The 22,302-nt window shown below is 64.0% G+C and carries 17 protein-coding genes, 1 pseudogene and 1 CRISPR repeat array (1 of these 19 cut by a window edge); of the genes and pseudogenes, 9 read left to right on the plus strand and 9 right to left on the minus strand.

The window, feature by feature from the left end; translation table 11 throughout:
- Positions 1–713: 713 nt before the first annotated feature.
- Together LA343_RS03775 and LA343_RS03780 are read left to right on the plus strand one after the other, a co-directional pair.
- Complete coding sequence (locus LA343_RS03775) at positions 714–1,478, plus strand: hypothetical protein (protein ID WP_025402032.1); 765 nt, start codon at positions 714–716, stop codon at positions 1,476–1,478.
- Between the two features lie 365 nt (positions 1,479–1,843).
- Positions 1,844–2,221 carry an LppP/LprE family lipoprotein gene (locus tag LA343_RS03780; RefSeq protein WP_039911114.1) on the plus strand — a complete coding sequence of 126 codons (378 nt, stop codon included), beginning with the start codon at positions 1,844–1,846 and terminating at the stop codon, positions 2,219–2,221.
- 47 nt (positions 2,222–2,268) lie between these two features.
- On the opposite strand, the pseudogene thiD reads toward LA343_RS03780, so the two are convergent.
- Positions 2,269–3,102 (minus strand): annotated as a pseudogene (thiD, locus tag LA343_RS03785) (bifunctional hydroxymethylpyrimidine kinase/phosphomethylpyrimidine kinase); the annotation flags it as partial.
- Positions 3,103–3,201: 99 nt separating this feature from the next.
- On the opposite strand from thiD, the gene LA343_RS03790 reads away from it, so the two are divergent.
- Entirely contained in the window at positions 3,202–3,345 is a 144-nt protein-coding gene (locus tag LA343_RS03790) for a DUF2283 domain-containing protein (protein WP_396021871.1), read from the plus strand.
- Positions 3,346–3,360: 15 nt separating this feature from the next.
- Here LA343_RS03790 and LA343_RS03795 read toward each other — a convergent pair whose 3' ends face one another.
- Positions 3,361–5,130, minus strand: a complete 1,770-nt coding sequence (locus tag LA343_RS03795) for an AMP-binding protein (protein WP_025402035.1) — start codon at positions 5,128–5,130, stop codon at positions 3,361–3,363.
- Positions 5,131–5,470: 340 nt separating this feature from the next.
- On the opposite strand from LA343_RS03795, the gene LA343_RS03800 reads away from it, so the two are divergent.
- Positions 5,471–8,080, plus strand: coding sequence for an ATP-dependent Clp protease ATP-binding subunit (locus tag LA343_RS03800; RefSeq protein WP_025402036.1), 2,610 nt, complete (start codon positions 5,471–5,473; stop codon positions 8,078–8,080).
- Between the two features lie 73 nt (positions 8,081–8,153).
- On the opposite strand, the gene brnQ is transcribed toward LA343_RS03800, so the two are convergent.
- From brnQ to LA343_RS03825, 5 genes are all read right to left on the minus strand, one after another.
- A complete protein-coding gene (gene brnQ / locus LA343_RS03805; protein ID WP_025402037.1) occupies positions 8,154–9,548 on the minus strand; it encodes a branched-chain amino acid transport system II carrier protein in 1,395 nt (464 codons plus the stop codon).
- 110 nt (positions 9,549–9,658) lie between these two features.
- Complete coding sequence (locus LA343_RS03810; RefSeq protein WP_025402038.1) at positions 9,659–10,228, minus strand: TetR/AcrR family transcriptional regulator; 570 nt, start codon at positions 10,226–10,228, stop codon at positions 9,659–9,661.
- Positions 10,229–10,267: 39 nt separating this feature from the next.
- Complete coding sequence (locus LA343_RS03815) at positions 10,268–10,942, minus strand: ABC transporter ATP-binding protein (protein WP_025402039.1); 675 nt, start codon at positions 10,940–10,942, stop codon at positions 10,268–10,270.
- The gene (locus LA343_RS03820) at positions 10,939–12,087 is read right to left on the minus strand and encodes an ABC transporter permease (protein WP_025402040.1); all 1,149 of its coding nucleotides are present in this window, start codon (positions 12,085–12,087) and stop codon (positions 10,939–10,941) included. The genes LA343_RS03815 and LA343_RS03820 overlap by 4 nt, the downstream gene beginning before the upstream one ends.
- Positions 12,088–12,208: 121 nt before the next feature.
- Entirely contained in the window at positions 12,209–13,165 is a 957-nt protein-coding gene (locus LA343_RS03825) for an HhH-GPD family protein (protein ID WP_025402041.1), read from the minus strand.
- Positions 13,166–13,192: 27 nt separating this feature from the next.
- On the opposite strand from LA343_RS03825, the gene LA343_RS03830 reads away from it, so the two are divergent.
- Positions 13,193–13,897 carry a carbonic anhydrase gene (locus LA343_RS03830; protein WP_052337508.1) on the plus strand — a complete coding sequence of 235 codons (705 nt, stop codon included), beginning with the start codon at positions 13,193–13,195 and terminating at the stop codon, positions 13,895–13,897.
- 60 nt (positions 13,898–13,957) lie between these two features.
- Entirely contained in the window at positions 13,958–14,701 is a 744-nt protein-coding gene (locus LA343_RS03835) for a hypothetical protein (protein ID WP_224209215.1), read from the plus strand.
- 27 nt (positions 14,702–14,728) lie between these two features.
- On the opposite strand, the gene radA is transcribed toward LA343_RS03835, so the two are convergent.
- Both radA and LA343_RS03845 read right to left on the minus strand, forming a co-directional pair.
- Positions 14,729–16,183 carry a DNA repair protein RadA gene (gene radA / locus LA343_RS03840; RefSeq protein WP_025402044.1) on the minus strand — a complete coding sequence of 485 codons (1,455 nt, stop codon included), beginning with the start codon at positions 16,181–16,183 and terminating at the stop codon, positions 14,729–14,731.
- A gap of 96 nt (positions 16,184–16,279) precedes the next feature.
- Positions 16,280–16,909: a hypothetical protein gene (locus LA343_RS03845; protein ID WP_025402045.1), complete on the minus strand. Its 630-nt coding sequence runs from the start codon at positions 16,907–16,909 to the stop codon at positions 16,280–16,282.
- Positions 16,910–17,145: 236 nt separating this feature from the next.
- Here LA343_RS03845 and LA343_RS03850 point away from each other — a divergent pair, with 236 nt between their 5' ends.
- Genes LA343_RS03850 through ispF form a run of 3 tightly spaced genes read left to right on the plus strand, consistent with a single transcriptional unit; the run spans position 17,146 to position 19,141 of the window.
- Positions 17,146–17,748, plus strand: a complete 603-nt coding sequence (locus LA343_RS03850) for a CarD family transcriptional regulator (RefSeq protein ID WP_025402046.1) — start codon at positions 17,146–17,148, stop codon at positions 17,746–17,748.
- A 15-nt stretch (positions 17,749–17,763) separates the two neighbouring features.
- Positions 17,764–18,657 carry an IspD/TarI family cytidylyltransferase gene (locus tag LA343_RS03855; protein ID WP_025402047.1) on the plus strand — a complete coding sequence of 298 codons (894 nt, stop codon included), beginning with the start codon at positions 17,764–17,766 and terminating at the stop codon, positions 18,655–18,657.
- 10 nt (positions 18,658–18,667) lie between these two features.
- The gene (gene ispF, locus LA343_RS03860) at positions 18,668–19,141 is read left to right on the plus strand and encodes a 2-C-methyl-D-erythritol 2,4-cyclodiphosphate synthase (protein WP_025402048.1); all 474 of its coding nucleotides are present in this window, start codon (positions 18,668–18,670) and stop codon (positions 19,139–19,141) included.
- Between the two features lie 85 nt (positions 19,142–19,226).
- Positions 19,227–22,302: a CRISPR direct-repeat array (repeat unit 28 nt; unit sequence GGATCATCCCCGCCTGAGCGGGGAGCAC); it runs 1,411 nt beyond the window's last position.

A 22,302-nucleotide genomic window follows, 5' to 3' on the forward strand; every position in this document is an offset into this window, starting at 1 on the left:
ATCTGCGGCCCCTGGCGAGCAGAACAACTGCACGCTCGATGCCCTCCATAGGAACTCCGCACATGGTGAGATCAACGCGATATTCCAATGTGACGGGAAATGGATGCGCGCAGGGGCGAAGAGCACGGATATGAACGTTCTTCTTCGGTGGAATGGGAGCACATGGGAGACCATTACGCCAGCCCGGAACGTCAATGGTTTTGCGTGCTATGACGCGAAGAGGCTGAATCGGATCGGCGCTCCGCAATCCATGTCGTCGGAACTTCTTCTGTGTGAAACGGAGTCGTCAGCTGCGTCTCGTAGTTCGGTTCCTCGAAGTCTTCCGAATCAGGGGTCGCCGGGATGCGATGGGCGGAACATTCTCATTCTTGAATCTGTGCTCGTGAAGCCTGGTGATGATGCAAATCAGCTGGTTCAGGATGCTCTCAACCGGAACCCGGATGCCAGTGTGCTGCGCCCCGAACATTGCCCGTCTTTGCGCGGCCACGTGGACGGTGCCGATGTTTATCCGATTTACCTCGACTTCGGTGACGATCGTTCTGCTCTGTGCAGGACTGCAGCCCAACGAGGAGGGAACCCGCGAACCCTCAACGTGGAGGGAGACTTCACTAGTCCATGTGGCTGAGTTGAACCCTCTGCCGATTCGTTTTTGTTGACACCTGCTTGGCAATGCCAGACGCCACAGGGCACGCTTTTACTAGAAAGGAAACGCCGTGGACACCAGTTCACAATCCCACAATCAACCGTCGAAATACGATGCGTACGAGGACCTAGGTTTAAGCCGCAGTCTCGAGTGCGGCGAGCTTAAGAGCCGAATTTCGGAGAAGCTTTCCCACGTGTCGCCCACCGATAACGCGGAGATGGATAAGCTCCAGACTTTGCGCACGATCCTTGGCTCTCCGGAGGCTCGGAAAGTCTACGACCGTGAACTTAGTGATCCCACGGTGACGACCCTGGGCGTTCGTAGGCTTCGCGAGATTGCGAGTTCAGTGACGGAGTCGACCAGCGACGCAAGTTCCTACGCACAGGGCACTGAGCAGTCTCATCCTTGGGAGCAGTCCTACCAGACGCAAGCTGCCGCTCCTTCTTCCACTACGACGGCCAGTTCACAGGCCGTTCCGAGCACTGGTGTGAGTGTCAATATCGACTTCTCCAAGTTCGCAATCACCGAGCACCGTTCGCGGAGCTCGTCGCTGATGTGGGCACTGGGGTGGGGCTGGATCTTCCTAGGCTGGCTCTATCTCCTGCTGATTGTGCTCACGAGTGGTGGGGACAGCTCCTCGTCGCGTTCCTCGAGCGGGAGTGGTTTACTCGACCCTCTAGTGGAAGCGGTCGACCAAATGACGACCGTCATCGCCGTTACCGGGTTTGCTTTCGTCAATACGGTGGCCATGCTCGTGTTCCTTCAGCTGGTGTGGAATATTCGCTATCTCATGGGGCGGCGTCGTGCACGCTTGACCCCCGAGCCCGTCGCCTAGGGGCAATGCCCCTCATGGAAAAAGGAAGATTTCATTGTGGTGAAGGAGCTCCTGTTGTGAAAACGCACATGGCGAGCGGCGGGGTTCGTCGCCGCGCACGGTTGTCCTTGGCAGCAGTAATGTTCATGCTGCCTACCTTCGGTTTGGTGGCTTGTTCTCAGAATGAATCAGAAAAGCCGATAGACGCTGGGGCCACTTCGATGACGAGTGCCCAGCCTTCCGAGACGAAGGCACAGCCCACTGAAAACGCTGCGTCTCGGCCACGACCCACTGTTCCGACGACGGCGGAAAGCTCCCACGACTCTGCGGATCCAGACGATCCCCGGAATTGGCCGCAGTGCTCCGGCCTCACAGCCCAGCAAGCATTGAACAAGTGGGTTGATCGGGTTCCTCGCTATCGCCCCGACTGGCCATGGGCCACTACTTGGGCGTCACCTGAGGGCTACGACGATTGCGCAGCCCTGTCATATATTGTCATCTCCATTGAAGGTGCCACCGCATCGTCGCCGTATCAGATCATGTTGTTCCACAACGGGCAGTATCTGGGGACGGCTACGAAGAAGGCGTTTGGCTTTGGGCCAACCGTTACACGAGAAAGCGACAGTCTAATTTCGGTGGTCTTCCACTGGCCCAAGCCGGGAGAATCCAATGCTGAGCGCTCTGGCGAAACTTACGCCCAGTTTGATTGGGACGACCAGAAAGGCAAGGTCGTCATGACCGGCGATGCGCCTCCCGGAACCTAGTCCTTCAGCGCATCATGAACGGCACCGCCGGAGCCCAACCACACACCGTGGTCGACCGGTCCGTGCTCCTCGCCCACCTGCAGGTCGTCGGCCGCGCGGATCGCCGCATTGAGCCAGCGCGTGGTCCACTCCAGCGCCTCGTCGATGCTTTCGCCTGCCCCCAGCCGGGTCGCCAGCGCGCTGGACAGCGAGCACCCCGTGCCGTGCGTATTCTTCGTCTCCACCCGCTCGGCCTGCACCGCGTGCGTGCGCCCGTCCGGCATGACCGCCACGTTGCCCGCCTCGGGCCCGGTCAGGTGCCCCATCTTCACGATCACGGTGGCGTTGGTTTCTTTCGCCCATTTCTTGGCGACGCCCACAGCCTCCTCCGCACTCGTCGCCTCTGGTGTTTCCGTCATCAGCGCTAGCTCGGGGATATTGGGGGTCAGCACCGTGGCGAGGTGTGCGAATGCCCGCAGTTCATCTTCGGCCTCGGGCTCCAGGAGGCGATCGCCGCTGCTGGCAATGGTCACCGGGTCGATGACGAGAACCGGCACGGGGTGCTGTTCCAGGAAGGTACGGACTGTGCGGATCGTGGTGGCATCTCCGAGCATGCCGATCTTGGTGGCGTCGACGTGAACATCGCTAAAAACACAATCCAGCTGGTCACGGAGGAAATCCTGCGGTGGCGTGTGGATGCTCCGCACACCCCGGGTGTTTTGGGCGACGAGGGCGGTGATGACGGACATGCCGTAGCCGCCCGCGGCCATGATGGATTTGAGGTCGGCTTGGGCGCCGGCCCCGCCGGTGGGATCGGTGCCGGCGATGGAGAGGACGCGCGGGCGCGACGGGCGCGATGGGCGGGGCGAGTGGGGCGAGTTGGGGGAGCTCATGCTGACCATTATCCAGAAGGGGCATAAGCGTGGCAGGTCGATAAGGCCTCGGACTCGGCGTTTATCCCGGTCGGGAGGGTCCCTGACAACACCTCCGAGATCATCGGGGTGCCGCCGAATCCCAAGATTGCCGGTCAGGTTAACCTCCACGTGGATGACCAGGGGCACGTGACGGGCGTGGAGCTGCTCAGCGCGCGCACCATCCTGCCCGAATCGGCGTGGAACCAGGCCGATTCCGCCCGCTGCCAATAAGGCTGCAAGGGGAGGCTAGGGCTGGGGGAGCTCGCGCGGCACGACCTTGCCCACGGCGTTGCGGGGCAGCGCGTCGAGGAACACGAAGTAACGGGGCACGGAGTGACGTGCGAGCTTCTTTTTCACCGCTGCCTTCGCTGTATCGATGAATTCATCCTTGTCCGCATCGCTGAGGTCAGCGCTGCTGCGACCGCCGGAGGCGCTGCCGTCCAGCACCACCCAGGCGCAGAGGGCTTGGCCGAAGTCCGGATCCTCCACGCCGCGCACAGCGGCCTCGGCGACCTCGTCCATGCTGGTGAGAACGTCTTCTGTCTCTTGGGGGAAAACGTTCTCGCCGCCGGAGACGATCATGTCGTCGCTGCGGCCAGAGACGTAGAGCAGGCCGTCTTCGTAGTAGCCGAGGTCGCCGGTGGCCACCATGCCGTCGATGGTGTCCTTGTCCGCGCCGGGCCGGGTGTAGCCCTCGAAGAGCATGTCGTTTTTCACGAAGATGCGCCCGATCTGACCCTCGGGGAGCTCGTTTCCATCGTCGTCGATGATCTTCAGCGTGGTGGCCAGCGGTGGCTTGCCAGCGGTGCGGGGATGGTCGCGCAGCTCCTGCGGGGTGGCGATGGAAGCCCAGCTAACCTCCGTGGAACCGTAGAGATTGTAGAGCACGTCGCCGAATTTCTCCTGTGTGTCGCGGATGACCTTCGGTGGCAGGGCCTCGCCGGACGTGGCGATGATCTTCGTGCCCGGGTTGAACCCCTCCGGGATTGCTTCCAGCAGCTTGCGCAGCATCGTGGGCACCATCGCGATGGTGTACGGCTTGTTCTTCTCAATCACCTTGACCGCGGCCTTGGGGCTAAAACGGCGCTGCAGAATCATGGTGTTGCGCAGGGCGAGTGCCAGCTGGATCTGCGCGAAACCCCAGGTGTGGAACATCGGGGCCGCCAAGAACACTGGCCGGTGGTGTTTGAGTGGAATTCTGCTCATGATCGACGACGCCGGCATGTAGGTCCTCGGTTCCGGGCGCCGGGCGCCCTTGGGGGTGCCCGTGGTGCCGGAGGTGAGAATGATTGTCCGCCCCATCCGGGGCCGCGATGGGATCGTCAGGTGGTCCGGGGTGGTGCTGATGATCTCCTGGAGGGTGGCCCAGTCCGGGCTGCGCTCGGCGAAGTCCCCGCTGTCAATGGCGTCGCGCACATTCGAGGGGGCGTCTAGCGCGGCCTCCGCGTCTCTGGTCAGTCCGAGGGTGTCGCCGTTCTCCCAGGCGATGATCACTGGGCAGGCGTCGAAATCCTTGGGAAGGAGGGGGAGGAACTCTTCGTCAATAAACAGCACGTCGAGCTTCTGCTCGTTGGCGATGGCACGGGTCTGCTCCGCCGAAGCTCCGGTGTTGAAGAAGACGATGTCCGTGCCCAGCCTGCCGTGGGCGCAGAGGGCAAGGATGAGGCCGCGGTGATTGCGGCACAGCACGCCGATGCGGTCGCGTTCGCGGATGCCGGTGCGGAACAGGGCGCGGGCGAGGCTATTGGTCTGTTCGTGGAGCTCCTCGTAGGTCATGGACCCGGCGTCGTCGATGATGGCGGTGTGGAACGGGTCGCGGCCAGCGCCGATGGCGAGTAAGCCGGCGGGGAGGAGGCGCCATTGATACATCCCCTGCAGGGCCTTGCTCGCGGCGGCGGGGGTCATGCCGCCCAGGACTCCCGATTTCACGAGCGGCACGGCACCGGCGACGAGGTTGCGGGCGTTGGAGGCCTGCTGGGCGAGCGTGAGCTTGGGCTGCTGGTGGGCGGGGGACATGGCGTACTCCTTGGGGAGATCAGAGTAGGTGGTGATGGGCGTCACGTTACTCGCTCACAATCACCTCAGTGCCAAAACAAAATAAATAGTTATCCAAAAATAGCGGGCGGGTGTTCGCTGAAGGCGTACAGGGCACGATCGGGGTCGGAAAATGCGTTGTGAGCTGGGGTTTTGGTGGTGGTGGGGCGTTGTGAGGGTGGGGAATAAAGGGATAACGGCGGTTGCTGTAGTCGAAGGCAATGGGAGTTGTCCATCCACCGCACTAAGGTGGGCACCACTAACCCCAAGCGAAACCCTGAACGGTAAGCACACCAACCAAGATTTATAAGGGAGAAGCACCATGTTTGAGAGGTTCACCGACCGCGCTCGGCGCGTTGTGGTCCTGGCGCAGGAGGAAGCTCGCGCGCTGAATCACAACTACATCGGCACGGAACACATCCTGCTGGGTCTCATCCAGGAGGGAGAGGGTGTTGCAGCCAAGGCCCTGGAATCCATGGGCATCTCCCTGGATGCTGTGCGCACCGAGGTTAAGGACATTATTGGCACCGGCGGTCACCCGCCGAGTGGCTACATTCCCTTTACCCCGCGGGCCAAGAAGGTCCTCGAGCTGGCTCTGCGCGAGGCGCTGCAGCTGGGCCACAAGTACATCGGCACTGAGCACATCCTGCTCGGCCTTATCCGCGAGGGCGAGGGCGTTGCAGCTCAGGTTCTCGTGAAGCTGGGCGCGGATCTGTCGCGCGTGCGCCAGCAGGTTATCCAGCTGCTGAGCGGTTACGAAGGCGGCGAGCAGGAGTCCGCGGGCGAAGAGCCCGCCACCGCTGGTGTTGGCTCCGGCTCGGACAACGCTTCTGGCCCGAAGCCGGGGCAGAAGTCCAACTCGTTGGTGCTTGACCAGTTCGGCCGCAACCTCACCCAAGCTGCCAAGGACGGCAAGCTGGATCCCGTTGTGGGGCGCGAGAAGGAAATCGAGCGCGTCATGCAGGTGCTGTCTCGCCGTACCAAGAACAACCCCGTTCTGATCGGTGAGCCCGGCGTGGGTAAGACCGCCGTGGTCGAGGGCCTGGCCCTGGACATCGTCAACGGCAAGGTGCCGGAGACGTTGAAGGATAAGCAGCTCTACAGCCTGGACCTGGGTTCCCTGGTCGCCGGTTCCCGCTACCGCGGTGACTTCGAGGAGCGCCTGAAGAAGGTGCTCAAGGAGATTAACCAGCGCGGAGACATCATCCTGTTCATCGACGAGATCCACACCCTCGTCGGCGCAGGTGCCGCAGAAGGCGCTATCGACGCAGCCTCCATCCTCAAGCCCAAGCTGGCCCGCGGTGAGCTGCAGACCATCGGTGCCACCACCCTCGATGAGTACCGCAAGCACATTGAGAAGGATGCCGCCCTGGAGCGTCGTTTCCAGCCGGTTCAGGTTCCTGAGCCGAGCGTGGACATGACCATCGAGATCCTTAAGGGTCTGCGCGACCGTTACGAGGCTCACCACCGCGTATCCATCACCGACGGTGCCCTGGCTGCCGCCGCCCAGCTGGCGGATCGTTACATCAACGATCGCTTCCTGCCGGATAAGGCCGTGGACCTCATCGATGAGGCCGGTGCTCGCATGCGCATCAAGCGGATGACGGCTCCGAAGTCCATCCAGGATGTGGATGACAAGATCGCCCAGGTGCGTCGCAAGAAGGAAGCGGCCATCGACGATCAGGACTTCGAGAAGGCAGCAGCGCTGCGCGACGATGAGCGCAAGCTCACCGAGGAGCGTGCTGAGAAGGAGAAGGCATGGCGTGCCGGCGAGCTCGACGAGGTCGCTGAGGTTGGCGAGGAGCAGATCGCCGAGGTCATGGGCAACTGGACCGGCATCCCCGTGTTCAAGCTCACTGAGGAAGAGTCTTCCCGCCTGCTGCGCATGGAGGACGAGCTGCACAAGCGCATCATTGGTCAGGACGACGCCGTCAAGGCTGTTTCCCGCGCCATTCGCCGTACCCGTGCGGGCCTGAAGGACCCGAAGCGTCCCTCCGGTTCGTTCATCTTCGCGGGCCCGTCCGGTGTGGGTAAGACGGAGCTGTCCAAGGCTCTGGCGGAGTTCCTCTTCGGCGAGGACGATGCCCTCATCCAGATCGACATGGGCGAGTTCCACGACCGCTTCACGGCATCCCGCCTGTTCGGTGCACCTCCCGGATACGTCGGCTACGACGAGGGTGGCCAGCTGACCGAGAAGGTCCGCCGCAAGCCGTTCTCCGTTGTGCTGTTCGATGAGATCGAGAAGGCTCACCAGGAGATCTACAACACCCTGTTGCAGGTCCTCGAGGATGGTCGCCTCACCGACGGCCAGGGTCGCATGGTGGACTTCAAGAACACCGTGCTGATCTTCACCTCGAACCTGGGCACCAGGGACATCTCCAAGGCCGTGGGCATGGGCTTCTCCAGCTCCGGCGAGGCCAGCGACGAGACCCAGTACGAGCGGATGAAGCAGAAGGTCAACGACGAGCTGAAGAAGCACTTCCGCCCAGAGTTCCTCAACCGTATCGACGACATCGTGGTCTTTCACCAGCTCACCCGCGAGCAGATCGTCCAGATGGTGGACCTGCTGCTCGGCCGCGTGCAGAAGGCACTGGCGCAGAAGGACATGGGCCTGGAGCTCACCGACAAGGCCAAGAACCTGCTGGCCAAGCGCGGCTTCGACCCGGTACTCGGCGCCCGCCCGCTGCGCCGCACGATCCAGCGCGAGATCGAGGATCAGCTCTCCGAGAAGATCCTGTTCGGCGAGATCGGCGCCGGCGAGATCGTCACCGTGGACGTGGAGAACTGGGACGGCGATTCCAAGGGCGAGGATGCGAAGTTCGTCTTCGGCTCCAAGCCCAAGCCGCTGCCCGAGGTTGAGGAAGAAACCCCGGCTGACGAGGCCCAGGAGGCCGTGGTCAGCGCCGCCGAGAGCGACGTTCCGGAGAGCTAACTGCCCCTCTTCCCGGCCTGGCTAGCCTGGTAAGCCCGGCTAGCCCGCCAAGCCCCTTGCTGATTAGTAAAAATCAGCAAGGGGCTTGAGTCGTTGCGGCACGGCGAATATCAATCACCACGGCGATGGCCGTCAGCACGATGGTGGGCACTAGCCACCCCATGCCTTGGCTGAGGAGAGGAATCCAGCTGAGGGCGTCGAGAAGAGAACCAACCGGGGCGCCCAGCGAGGCCGCGAGATCAAGAACGGAAAACGCGAACGCCACCGTCACTGCGGTGCGATACGCCAGCGGCATCTCGATGTCGCGGCGGAGCAGATGCACAAACGTCATGGCGATCAGCGCGATGGCGGGCGGATAGATGAGCCCGATGATCGACCCGGATACCGCGAGAATGCGCTCCAGGCCGAGGTTGGCCAGCAACAGCCCAACGACCGCGAGGATCAACGCCCACCACCGGTAGCTGATCTGGGGGACGAGCTCGTGGAAGAACGAGGACGTTGAGGCGGTGAGGCCAATGACGGTGGTGAGGCAAGCGAGCAGCACGATGAGGGAGAACACGGCCTCGCCGGTGGTGCCCATCGTCAGTTCGGCGGCGTGGCTGAGCAGGGCCGCGCCGTCCGAGTAGTCGCGGTCCTGCGGCATGGCCGTGCCAACGTAGCCGAGGCCCAAGTAGACGAGCAACAGGAAGAATCCCGCGATGGCGGAGGCGAGGATCGTCACGCGCACGACCGACCGGTGGGAGGTGACGCCGCGGTTGCTAAACGAGGTGACAACAATGAGGGCAAAAGCCAGTGCCGCGATGGAATCCATCGTGAAATAGCCCTGCAGGATGCCGGCGACGAAGGGGCCATCGGCGAACTTCTCCGCGGGCTGCGGCATGGGGGTGTGGAGGTTGCGGAACGCCGAGACGGCCAGCACGACCAGCAGGATCAGCAGAGCTGGGGTGAGGATGCGCCCGACGGTATCCACGACTTTGCCGGGCCAGAGCGTGAGCGCGAACGCGACGGCGAAGAAGACTCCGGTGCCGACCAGGCGCCACCACGGGCCATCCAGGTGGAAGGTGGATTCTACACCCAGCTCGTAGCCGATGGCTGCGGCGCGGGGCACGCCGTAGAACGCGCCGATGGAGAGGTACACCACCAGCGAAAAGATCAGCCCGAAGAGGCTACCGGCGCGGGCGGCGAGGTCGCGCACGCCGGAGCCCGAGATAGCCACCGCGATGACGGTGAGGATGGGTAGCAGCACGCCCGTGGCGAGGAAGCCGATGATCGCGGGCCAGAAGTTCGTGCCCGCCTCTAGGCCGAGCATCGGCGGGAAGATGAGATTGCCCGCGCCGAAGAACATGGAAAACAGCATGAGGCCCACGGCGGCTGTGGTGATGATGTTCGAGCGGGGGCCGGAGGTGGGCCCAGAAGTGGCTCCAGAAGTAGGCCCAGAAGTAGGCGCGGCGGATGCACGGGAAGGCACGGCGGAGGGATCTCCTCAAGCAAGTGGTGCACGCGGCGCTGGTGCCAGCAAGGGGGTGGCGCTGGTCAGCGGCTGCGCTGCACACGGTCAGCAGGTGGTCAAAGCACCCGTTAGCTTAGTCTGACCACTGCCTGGGCCATGGCGTGGAGGGTGTCTTTCGCTCGCGCGATGTCTTCTTGCGTGGATGCGACCTCGGCCGCGCGCATGATGGCGGCATTGAGCAGAGACATGTCCATGGGGGATACGCCCGGGCAGAACTCGGCCAGGATCTTCTTGAACCCGGAGTGCGATTGCTGCACTTTCTCCTCGGCGAATGCTTCGGGGAAGTTCTGGGCGGCGGTCATCAGGGGTCCGTGTGAGCCGTGGATGAACAGGTCTAAGGTGGCATCCACGTAGGCGCAGATGCGTTCTGTTGGCTCCGGCGGGGCCACCGCGACCTCGCGCTCCAGGCGCTCATTCCACGCTTCCGTGGAGAGCAAGAGGAGCTGCACCATGAGGTCGTGCTGGGAGGAGACGTACCGGTAGACGCTCGGGCGGGCGAGCCCGACCTCGGTGGCGATGTCGCCGACGGTGGGGACTTTGCCGTGGCCTTCGACGATCAACCGTTCCGCGGCCTCGAGTACCGCGCGGTGCTGTACCGCGCGGTGCTGCGCCACGGTTGTTTCGGTGATTTTCGGCATGTGCTCGAGTCTAGAGAAGCTGGGGAAGAAGCAGAACTTCTAGTCGAACAGTCTGAGGCGGCCGTCGACCATTTCGTAGACCTTGTCGCAGTGGCTCAGCACGTCGTGATCGTGCGTGACCATCACGCCGGCGACGTTGAACTCGTGGCACTCTCTGGCCAGCAGCGCCACGATGTCCTGCGAACGGGTGCGGTCCAGGGCCGCGGTGGGCTCATCGACCAGCAGCACCTGGGGATCGCCAACGAGGGCTCGGGCGATGCCCACCCGCTGCCGCTCGCCGCCGGAGAGCTTCCCGGGGCGGTGCTTGGCCCGCTCGGTCATGCCGACCTTCTCCAACAGCTCAGCGTTGGAGTAGCGGCCGCGCTTGCCCACCACGCGGGCGGCGAGCTCGAGCTGTTGCTCAGCCGTGAGCGCGGGCGGCAGGCTTCCCGATGATTGGAAGACGAAGCCGATGTGCTCGCGGCGGATGCGGGCCAGCCCGGCGCTATCGAGCTCGGTGATGTCCTCGCCCGCGATGCGCACGCGGCCGGAATCCGGTGTGGTGAGGGCACCAGCGACGGCCAGCAGCGTGGACTTTCCTGAGCCGGAGGGGCCCACCACGGCCACGAATTCTCCGGGGTTAACGGCGAGGGTGACGTTACCGAGTGCGGTGACATGTGAATCGCCGTCGGTGTAGGTCACAGAGACGTCCGTTAGTTCCAGTGCGGTGCTCATCGATTTTCTCCTAGGGCTGCAAGGGGGTTGGCTCGGGTGACGCGGAAGACGGCGACCAGGGCGCCGATGAGGCCAGAGACGAAGAGGATCACGCTACCGCCGAGGACGGATTGCAGCTCGGTGGCATAGGGCATCGCGGTGGTCTCCAGGAGGCTACCCAGGCCCACAGCGATGAGCGCGCCGACGATGATGGAGGCCGCGAGAATGATCACTGCCTGGCCGAGGCTATCGAGCAGCAGGTACTTCTTCGTGGATCCCATGGCGCGCAGGGTTGCGATGCTGCCCGCGCGCTGAATGGTCCAGACCAGGAAGAACGCGCCGGTGACGAGAGCGGCGATGATGTAGAGGAACCACTTGATCATGGACAGCGTCATCATCTCGGCCGTGTAGCCGGGGGAGGACTGGAAGCTTTCCTCTAGGGTGCGCACGGTGAGGCCGGATTCTTCGGACAGTGCAGAGGTATCGGCCGTGCCAGAGGTCTGCGCCGCGATGACCGAAGCTTCGGTGTAGGCAGCCGGGTTCACGGCTTCGCCCTTGCGCGCTCCAGCGCGGATCTCCTGCCACACGTCGAGGGGCAGGTAGGCCATGTCGACGTGGCCGAAGGTGCGCTGGCCGTCGGTGAATCCGATGACGTGCAGGGCCGTGTCCAGCCGGTCGATCGTGATGGTATCGCCCACGGCAATGCCTTCGTCCTGCAGTGTGGAGGACACAATGATGTCGTGTTTCGTGTGGGTCGGGGCGTTGGGGTGCGGCTGGGTGCTCATCGCCGGCAGGCCTTCCGGGGCCACGAAGGATCCGGGTACGACGCCCAAGAGGGTGAGGTCCACGGCCTTGCCATTTTGGTTGTGGGCGTTGGCGATCGTCAGCCCCAGCGGGGTGGCTTCCTCGACGCTGTCGAGGTGGGAGAACGTGGCTGCCTCGGAGACATCCACGACGGAGCGGGTGAAAGCCGAGTCCGTTTGTGTTCCGTTGGCGAAGGCAATCACATCGCTGTCGGTGGCTTTGAGGCCCGAGACACCGTCGTTGACGAGGCCGGCGGTGAGTCCAGAGATGATGACCACGAGCATAGACATGAGCGCAAGGACTGCACCCATGAGGAGGAATCGCGTGCGCGCAAAGAGAATCTCGCGCCAGGCTAGATACATGATGAAGCTTCCTGGAAATTCTTAAGGAGATCGGTAAGGAGATCGGTAGGTCGACGGCAGGTATGCTGCGTCGACCCACATGTTAGCAACAGTATGTTTCTAACTTAGAATCAGGGTGTTGCTAACGTGGGAGCGCCAACCCCCGAGGCTCCTCCCCAACAGTCACCACCAGCTCATCGGCCACCAGCGAGCGCACGGCTCGCTCCAACTGCGCCTGATCCGCCCACACCGCCGCGATCTGTGCCCACTCCACCTGCGAATTCGGCGATTCCCGCAACAGCGCCATCACCTTGCCCCGCACCTGCCGATCCGTCCCGGCGAACTTTTGCACGCGCCGGGCCGCCTGGCTGGCCTCCGCCTCGCTGGGGGCGGGGCAGCCCGCCTGGACCCACGCGCACTCACCGCGCAGCGGGCACTCGTCGCACTTCGGCGACCGCGCCGTGCACACCAAAGCGCCCAATTCCATGAGTGAACTACACATGAGGTTGGCCGCGTCGCGGTCAGCGGGATCGGCATTGTGGGCGGCGTAGTGGCGTCGGATCAAAAAAGGATCGGGGTCCACCCACGGCAACAAATCCGCGACGTCCACGAGGTCCGCCGACCGCGCCGGACCGACCAAAAAAGCGCCCTTGACCAGGCGCGAATACACCCTGCGCACGTTGGTATCCACCACGGGAACAGCCTGACCGAACGCGAACGCGGCCACCGCTCGCGCGGTGTAGGCCCCGATCCCAGGCAGCGCTTCCAACTCCGCGACCGTCTCCGGCACACGCCCTTTGTGGTGCTCGACGCAGCCCTGAGCCGCCAACTGCAACCGCAGGGCCCTTCGGGGGTAGCCCAAGTTCGCCCACATCGTAAGGACATCGGCCTTCGATGCCTCAGCGAGATCGGACGGTGTCGGCCAGCGCTTCATCCACGCCTCCCACAGGGGGATGACCCGGGCGACCGGGGTCTGCTGGGCCATGATTTCGCTGACGAGGATGGCCCACGGGGTGGTGTCCGGATGGCGCCACGGTAGTGCACGACCGTGTTCCGCGAACCACGAGTTGAGCTTTGCGCACAAAATCTGAGTGTTCATTTCTCCACCACAGTAGTGCGGGGCACAATGAAAGTTATGAGCACTGCACCAAACACAGCTGAACCTGCAAAGAAGAGGTCCGAGAAGACCCCGCTCGAAGCGTGGGAATCCCTGCGCGAAGGCAACGAGCGCTTCATGAAGCAGGATTCCGACCACCCGAACCAGGACCGCCACCGCCGCCAGGCCGTGCAGGCGGGGCAGCGACCGCACGCGGTTGTGCTCGCGTGCTCAGACTCGCGCGCGCCTGTGGAGATCCTGTTTGACCAGGGTTTGGGCGACGTCTTCGTGATCCGCACCGCCGGCGAAATCACCGACCTGTCCGTGCTGGCCAGCCTGGAATTCGCGGTGGACTCCCTGCAGGTGCCGCTGGTGGTTGTGCTGGGCCACGAGAAGTGCGGCGCCGTGGCGGCCGCATCCAAGGCGCTGGACACGGGCGATATGCCAAACGGTTTCCAGCGCGTGCTGGTGGAGAAGGTCACGCCGTCTCTGCTGTCCGCGAAGAAGCTGGGGCTGGATGGGATCGAGAACTTCGAGCGCAACCATGTGCGCGAGATCGCCAACCACATCGTGGATCGCTCCCCGGAGGTGCAGCAGCGCGTGGCCGATGGGCGCTGTGCCGTGGTGGGGCTGCGGTACCGACTGTCCGACGGCCTGGCTGAGCCGCTGGTGAGCTACGGCCTGGACATCGAGGGTGCCGAGCAGCTGCGGGTGGAGGAGCTGCACAAGAGCTAGCGCCGCGGCTGGCGAATGCCGGGGTGTCTTTACCCCGGCGACGGCCGGTCGGCTATTAGCATGAGGATTGTGAACCCAGACAATCGCCACCGCCCCCAACGGCCCCTGCCCCGCGAGGTATACATGCGGCGCAGGATCGCGGCCGTGGTCGTTATTGTGCTGGTCATTCTGCTGATCTGGTGGATCGTGTCCGCCCTCAGCGGCGGGGATAACAACGCCGCTACGACCGCGAATACTGCAAGCCAGTCCAGTACGGTGTCGAGCAGCGCGAAGCCGAGCGAGTCGAAGAAGGCCGACGCTAGCGCGAGCTCGTCCGAGTCCGAGTCTCCTTCGGGCTCCGAGTCGGCAACGGATACGGCGAAGCCGTCTGATCCGAATGCTGCGGGAGCAGAAGGCGCAGAGGGCAAGGACACCTGCACCGTCGCGGACCTGCAGGTCACCGCAACGCCGGGTGAGCCGACGTTCCCCGCAGGCCAGTTGCCGAAGTTCTTCGCCACGATCAAGAACCCCACGAAGGCCGATTGCGTGGTGGATTTCAACACCAATCAGTTGAAGTTCGAGGTGTTCACCATGAACAACTACGAGCGCGTGTGGGCGGATACGGATTGCAACGCCCCGGAGGTCACGGGAGATGTGACGATCCCGGCTGGTCGGAGCGTGAACTACGAGCTCGAAGCGTGGTCGCGCACCACCTCCGCGCCGGGCAAGTGCGATAATCGCCAGCCCGTGAGCCCCGGCAACTACCTGCTGTACGCCCACGTGGGCGATAACACCTCGCAGCCGGCCACCTTCAACCTCGGGTAGCTGGAACCAGCTCGACCTAGTGAGAACCTAGTCCCGCGTGCCGAGCCCGCAGTGTCGCACGGCCTCGCACAGAGTGGACACTTCCGTGACCTGCATGCCCTTCGGGGTGTCGTAGAGGCAGTGCTTGGGCACGAGCGTGTGGGTGAATCCTAACCTAGCGGCTTCGGCAAGGCGCTGGGTGAGCTGGGGGACCCGGCGCACCTCGCCACCCAGGCCCACTTCACCCACGGCCACGAGCCCGAGAGGCAGGGGAGCGCGCGCCGCAGTGGATGCCAGCGCCAGCCCCGTGGCCAGGTCCGCGGAAGGCTCCTGGATCCGCATGCCACCAACGGTGGCGGCATACACCTCCTTGTCGCCCAGAGCCAGGCCGCAGCGCTCGGAGAGCACCGCGAGGTTCATGGATACCCGGCTGGCATCCATGCCCGTGACGTACCGCTTGGGATTCTTGAATTCGCTGGTCAGCGCGAGCGTTTGGAGCTCTCCGACAATGGCGCGCCTGCCGTCCATCACCACGGTCACGGCCGTACCAGTCACCGACTCGGTGCGGTGGTGCAGGAATAGCCCGCTGGGGTCGCTGACTTCGCGGATGCCGTGTGCCGTTTGCTCGAAGCACCCGACCTCGTCTGTGGCGCCGAAGCGGTTCTTGATGCCCCGCAGAAAGCGCATGGAGGAGTGTTTGTCTCCCTCAAAGTTCAGCACCACGTCCACGAGGTGCTCGATGGTGCGCGGGCCCGCCACGTTGCCATCCTTGGTGACGTGGCCGACCGCGATAATCGGGATACCAGTGAGCTTCGCCAGGGTGGTGAGGGTGCTGGTGACCGCGCGGGTCTGCGCCACACCGCCAGCCACACCTTCGACTCCCGTGGCCTGCAGGGTCTGCAGCGAGTCCACGATGACGAGCTCCGGCTGGATGGCATCGATCTGCGCGAGGGCCTGCTCGAGGTCATTCTCGTTCGCCAAGTAGAGCCGGTCATCGAGCGCGCCGGTGCGCTCCGCCCGGTGGCGCACTTGCCCCACGGATTCCTCCGCCGTGAGGATCAGCACCGTGCGCCCGCTCTTCGCCCAGCTCGCGGCGACCTCCAGCAGCAGGGTGGATTTGCCCACGCCCGGCTCACCCGCCAGCAGCACAGCACTCCCGGGCACGATGCCGCCGCCCAGCACCCGGTCGAGCTCCGCGAGGCCAGATTTGCGGTGCTGCGCAATCGTGGGGTCGATCTTCGTGACAGGCTGCGCAGCACTCGAGGGGACCAGGCCCCCGGCCCCCAACACTCCGGGTGCTCCGCCGGACCTGCCGCCATCGGGCATCGCCATGCTCCCACCGCGGCCGGCCTTGCCCCGAATACCCAACGCCTGGGCGGAGGAGACCCGTTCCTCTAGCGAGCCCCACTCCCCGCAGGACGGGCACTTGCCCATCCACTTGCTCACCTGGTGCCCACATTGGGAGCACACGTAGGTGCTGGTTCTCTTCGTGCTTTTCGCCATGGCTCACATACTAAAACGCGCCACGGACATCATCCGTGGCGCGGGAACGAAGTGTTCGATTATGCAAGAAGCTCTCCGCGAGCTTCCGGTTAGCTCTTAGTGGCTGCCGCCGTGGCCTGCGTTCTCGTCAGCACCAGTGTGGTAGTCCTTCTGATCCACGAACTGGCCATCATCCAGGCGGTACAGCTTGCCTGCCGGCGGGGTGAAAGCAACAACCGGAGCGTTGAGCTCGATGGTGCCGTTGCTGAAGGTGAAGGTGACCTTCTTGTGGCCGCCCAGGTATACGTCCTTCAGACCGGGGATATCGGTGGAGGCGTAGATATTGCAGGTGGACTCGCGTGCAGCGTTCTCCATGTCCTTCACGTTGCCGTTCTTGTCAGCAACGATGTTGCAGCCAGGCTTGATCTCCTGCACGGGGATGCCGCTGACCTGCTTGCCCTCAACTTCAACGGACTCCAGGCGGATGGGAGCCTTATTGTCCGCCAGGTTGCCAGCGGTGAACTTCATCTCCAAGCCGTCATCGGGACCAACCACCACGGCGGCATCGCTCACCGTGGCGAATCCCTGGGAACCTGACACGCCGTTGACTGCGGCCACCTGGCTGCCGGTCTGGGTGATCTGGCCAGCGCTGCAGGCAGTAAAGGTCAGCGCGGAACCAGCCGCTACCAGCGCGAGGGTGCCACGCACGGCGAAGGACTTCTGGGACTTCACGATGTGATCCTCCATCTGAGGCGATTGCTTCGAATACGTCGAAAGATATTTGAAAAACGTCTGCCAATAAGATTAGCCGGAAATAGGGGCTAACACATAGCCGGATAGGAGATTCACTGGTTCATCCTGGTGGGATTCGCCCCAAATGCGGGTGACGTGCCGATGTGCGGTAGAATTGCTCGGTGTGAAAGTGCGGCCCGGACGGGGAGCAACAACGGGAGCTACAACGGGAAGGACATAGAGGAACACTCATGGAGTTCAAGGTCGGAGACACTGTCGTTTACCCCCACCACGGAGCCGCCGTCATCGAGGGGATCGAGCAGCGCCAATTCAAGGGGGAAACGGTCGATTACCTGGTGCTGCGCATCAACCAGGGTGACCTGTCCGTGCGCGTTCCCGCCGCCAACGCCGAGAAGGTCGGCGTGCGCGACGTGGTGGGCGAAGAAGGCCTGCGCAAGGTCTTCTCGGTGCTGCGCGAAACCGACGTGGAGGAGGCCGGTAACTGGTCCCGCCGCTACAAGGCCAACCAAGAGCGGCTGACCTCTGGCGATGTCAATAAGGTCGCTGAGGTTGTGCGCGACTTGTGGCGTCGAGACCAAGACCGTGGCCTATCCGCCGGCGAGAAGCGCATGCTCGCCAAGGCCCGGCAGATCCTCGTGGGCGAACTGGCGCTCGCCGAGGGTGTGGACGATAAGAAGACCGACGCGCTCCTGGAGGAAATGCAGGAGGCCATCAAGCGCCACCGCGCCAAGGCCGAGGCCGCTCGCGCCGCGGGACTCTCCGACGATGACGAGGCCGGTTCCAAGGGCCCAATCGACTTGGATGAAGAGCTCGACATGGACGACGACGAGTAGCGGTTCTCCCTCACCGTGGCTTTCGACCGACCCGTATATGCCCTGGTAGCGGCCGCAGGAAGCGGTACGCGCCTGGGCTTTTCCACGCCCAAGGCCTTCGTTGAGCTGACCGGGCGGTCTCTGCTGGAGCGCTCCCTCGACGCACTCGCGGAGTCCGGCTGCATCGACCACGCCATCGTGCTGGTCAGCGCCGACATGCGCACCGCGGCCGAGGATCTGCTGGCCCGCACCGACAACGTGGCCGCGTGGGGGCCGATGAGTACCTCCGTGTGCCTCGGCGGCGGCGAGCGCGTGGATTCTGTCTTCGCCGGGTTGGAAGAACTCGAGCGCTGCGGCGTGGCTGCGGGCAGCCTTGTTGCTGTTCACGATGCCGCCCGCTGCCTCATTCCCGCCGACATGGTTCGGCAGGTCGTGGATCGCGCGGGTCGAGGCGTGGAGACAGGCGCGTGGGATGGGGCTGTGCCCGTGCTGCCCGTCACCGACACCATCAAGATCGTGGACCACGCGAGTTCCGGGCCTGCGGACGGTGCGCTGCTCGTGGAGCAGACCCCCGCCCGGCACACCCTGCGCGCGGCGGTGACGCCCCAGGTGTTCAACGTGGACACTCTGCTGGAGGCGAATCGGCAGTACTTCGACACGGTGGAGATCGCCTCGGCGCACCCTACGGGATCTGGGGGCGGCAACCCGGTGCCGATGGCTACGGATGATTCCTCCATCATGGAGCTCGCGGGCAAGCGCGTGCTTGCGGTAGACGCCGACCCGCTCGCCATGAAGATCACCACCCCGCAGGATTACCGAATCGCGGAGATGCTGGTGGGGGCGCGTGGGGGCGTCGAGAATAAGGATGCCGAGAGCACCGAGAGTGCCGAGAGTGTCGAGAGCAAGGGTGAGACGGCAGATGGAGAGTAAAGGAGCGGGGATGATCCCACGAGTTGGCATTGCAACGGACGCGCACCAGCGCGAGGCGGGCAAGGAATGCTGGATGGCGTGCTTGCTGTTCGAGGGCGAGGACGGCTGCGAGGGACATTCCGATGGCGATGTGGTCGCACATGCGGTTGTCGACGCCCTACTGAGCGCATCCGGGCTGGGTGACCTGGGAAGTTTCGTGGGCGTTGGGCGGAAGGAATACGACAACGTCTCTGGCGAACGGCTGCTGCGTGAATGCCGGGAATTGCTGGAATCGAAGGGTTTTCGGATCGGCAACGCGGCGGTGCAGATGGTGGGTAACCGCCCGAAGATGGGTCCGCGCCGCGAGGAGGCGGAGCGGGTGATGGGGGAGATCCTCGGCGCGCCGGTGCGTGTGTCGGCGACGACCACCGACGGGCTGGGCTTCACCGGGCGGGGTGAAGGTGTGGCTGCGGTGGCGACGGCGCTGGTGTTTGAGGGGGAGTAGGGGGGGTTAGGGCGCTGCAGGGGGCCGGTATCCCCGCGTGAGCGGGGAATAGGCTGGGGTTCTGTTCTCAATGCCTCTGATAAAGGGATCATCCCCGCCTGAGCGGGGAGCACGCGCTGCAGGAGGCTGCTGTTGGCCGTCAGGAGGGATCATCCCCGCCTGAGCGGGGAGCACGGGAGCGCGCCCATCACGGCCGTGAGTTCAGTAGGATCATCCCCGCCTGAGCGGGGAGCACTGGCCGCGAGCGTGGCCGCGTCTAAGACGGCTGGGATCATCCCCGCCTGAGCGGGGAGCACTTACATGACCTGCATGGTGCCCCCGGTCCAGACGGATCATCCCCGCCTGAGCGGGGAGCACGACTGGTTAAATCGGCTTGCCATGGATGATCTGGGATCATCCCCGCCTGAGCGGGGAGCACGGAAAGAAAATGGCCAGCAATAAGGTCGTTAAGGGATCATCCCCGCCTGAGCGGGGAGCACGTAGCTAACGCCATTGATGAGCAGTCCTGGTTCGGGATCATCCCCGCCTGAGCGGGGAGCACGGGCCGTTTTTCTTTAGGGGGAAAAGATGGCACGGATCATCCCCGCCTGAGCGGGGAGCACTCAATTGCCTGCCCTTTACAGACACTACCCACAGGATCATCCCCGCCTGAGCGGGGAGCACTCGCCGGTGGCGATTTCGGCGAGGCTCGGGTACGGATCATCCCCGCCTGAGCGGGGAGCACTCGGATTCCCCCACGGACACGCCACTCTCTTCGGGATCATCCCCGCCTGAGCGGAGAGCACGTGCTCGAAAACTGCCCTTGACCTGCGCAAACGGGATCATCCCCGCCTGAGCGGGGAGCACCCCATCTGATTCCACGTAGGAACCACAACGCCGGGATCATCCCCGCCTGAGCGGGGAGCACCTGGTCAAACGGTGGGCGCTACGACAACTGGTGGGATCATCCCCGCCTGAGCGGGGAGCACTCGTCACGAAGCTCCTGCAGCGTCGCGTAGGACGGATCATCCCCGCCTGAGCGGGGAGCACTGTTTGTTTTAGGTCATTTGAGGATAAGAAGGCGGATCATCCCCGCCTGAGCGGGGAGCACCAGATTTGACGAATCAGCGCATCAACACGATCCGGATCATCCCCGCCTGAGCGGGGAGCACCTGATTGTTGATGTTGTGGATAAGTCGGGGTGGGGATCATCCCCGCCTGAGCGGGGAGCACGCTTGATTGCCATTGCTACGCCACGGTGGGTGAGGGATCATCCCCGCCTGAGCGGGGAGCACACTTCCTCGCTGCGCAGGACGCCACGGCAACCGGGATCATCCCCGCCTGAGCGGGGAGCACGCTTGTCGGAGGGGTCTGACCAATCGGCTTCGGGGATCATCCCCGCCTGAGCGGGGAGCACCTCCACGTGAAACGCCGCCAAGTGGCCGAGGAGGGATCATCCCCGCCTGAGCGGGGAGCACCATTCGCCGCGTTCGAGGCTTCGCTTGACGATGGGATCATCCCCGCCTGAGCGGGGAGCACCATGCTGCGGCGTCGTGGATGATTGCGCAGGGGGGATCATCCCCGCCTGAGCGGGGAGCACCCCAAAAAACATCCACTGTTTTCGCCAACCAGGGGATCATCCCCGCCTGAGCGGGGAGCACGGTGGGGTATTTCGCCGGGGCGTGGGAAACCGGGGGATCATCCCCGCCTGAGCGGGGAGCACTGGCGCACCAGCGATGCCGACCGGTCGATCCCGGGATCATCCCCGCCTGAGCGGGGAGCACCGTCAAATTCTCAGGCAGTTTCATTGGTTTTCCGGATCATCCCCGCCTGAGCGGGGAGCACTCCGCCCGCCGGGGCCACAACTCCGGGGTTGCCGGATCATCCCCGCCTGAGCGGGGAGCACGGAGGAGCTGGTAGCCCGAATGGTTTTTCGTGGGGGATCATCCCCGCCTGAGCGGGGAGCACTTAGCCCTACCAAAAGACGGCATCACCCTAGACGGATCATCCCCGCCTGAGCGGGGAGCACTCGGCGATAGCATTCCAGGCATTACGGATACCGGGATCATCCCCGCCTGAGCGGGGAGCACAAAGACGGCATCACCCTAGACTTCGCATGATCCGGATCATCCCCGCCTGAGCGGGGAGCACGCCCGCGTTATCTCGTCGCGGTCGGATACCCCCGGATCATCCCCGCCTGAGCGGGGAGCACATCCTGCGGTCTGTCATGGCCGACGCGACGCGGGGATCATCCCCGCCTGAGCGGGGAGCACCACCGGCTACCGCCGTCCCTACTGCCAGCAGCGGGATCATCCCCGCCTGAGCGGGGAGCACCCTGGCCAGCCGTTTGATTGGCGTCCGATGGTGGGATCATCCCCGCCTGAGCGGGGAGCACCCTATCCGGTTAAGGCGATCTATCGGCTTTTTGGGATCATCCCCGCCTGAGCGGGGAGCACCGTGGGCGGTTCCCGACGAATGGCGGATGTGGAGGATCATCCCCGCCTGAGCGGGGAGCACGCAGTGACGATCGAGCCGAAGACGCTCACCAAGGGATCATCCCCGCCTGAGCGGGGAGCACTTGGGGAGCTGCAGCTGCAGGATTTCCGAACAGGGATCATCCCCGCCTGAGCGGGGAGCACGGCAAGACCGCGTACTGGCAGTTCAACGAAGCGGGATCATCCCCGCCTGAGCGGGGAGCACGGAGGGACTTCCTCTCGTCTAGTGGTGATCTCAGGATCATCCCCGCCTGAGCGGGGAGCACTGTATCCAGGGAAAACTCACCTCGGGAAGTTCAGGATCATCCCCGCCTGAGCGGGGAGCACGAGAAGCAGCGCCTGATTGATAAGGCCGCGGGGGGATCATCCCCGCCTGAGCGGGGAGCACCAAGTACCAATCAGAGATCTGTTGGTGTTGTTCGGATCATCCCCGCCTGAGCGGGGAGCACTGGGGCAGTGTGAAAGACTCCCCGAACCCGTTGGGATCATCCCCGCCTGAGCGGGGAGCACAACGTCGTCTTGAACTGGGCGTATTGGCTATGCGGATCATCCCCGCCTGAGCGGGGAGCACCTTTCCTCACTTCCATAGTTAGGCTAACCTCACGGATCATCCCCGCCTGAGCGGGGAGCACCTTTCCTCACTTCCATAGTTAAGCTAACCTCACGGATCATCCCCGCCTGAGCGGG

Origin of the sequence: Corynebacterium falsenii, assembly GCF_020099275.1 — a bacterium.
Lineage (GTDB): Bacteria > Actinomycetota > Actinomycetes > Mycobacteriales > Mycobacteriaceae > Corynebacterium > Corynebacterium falsenii.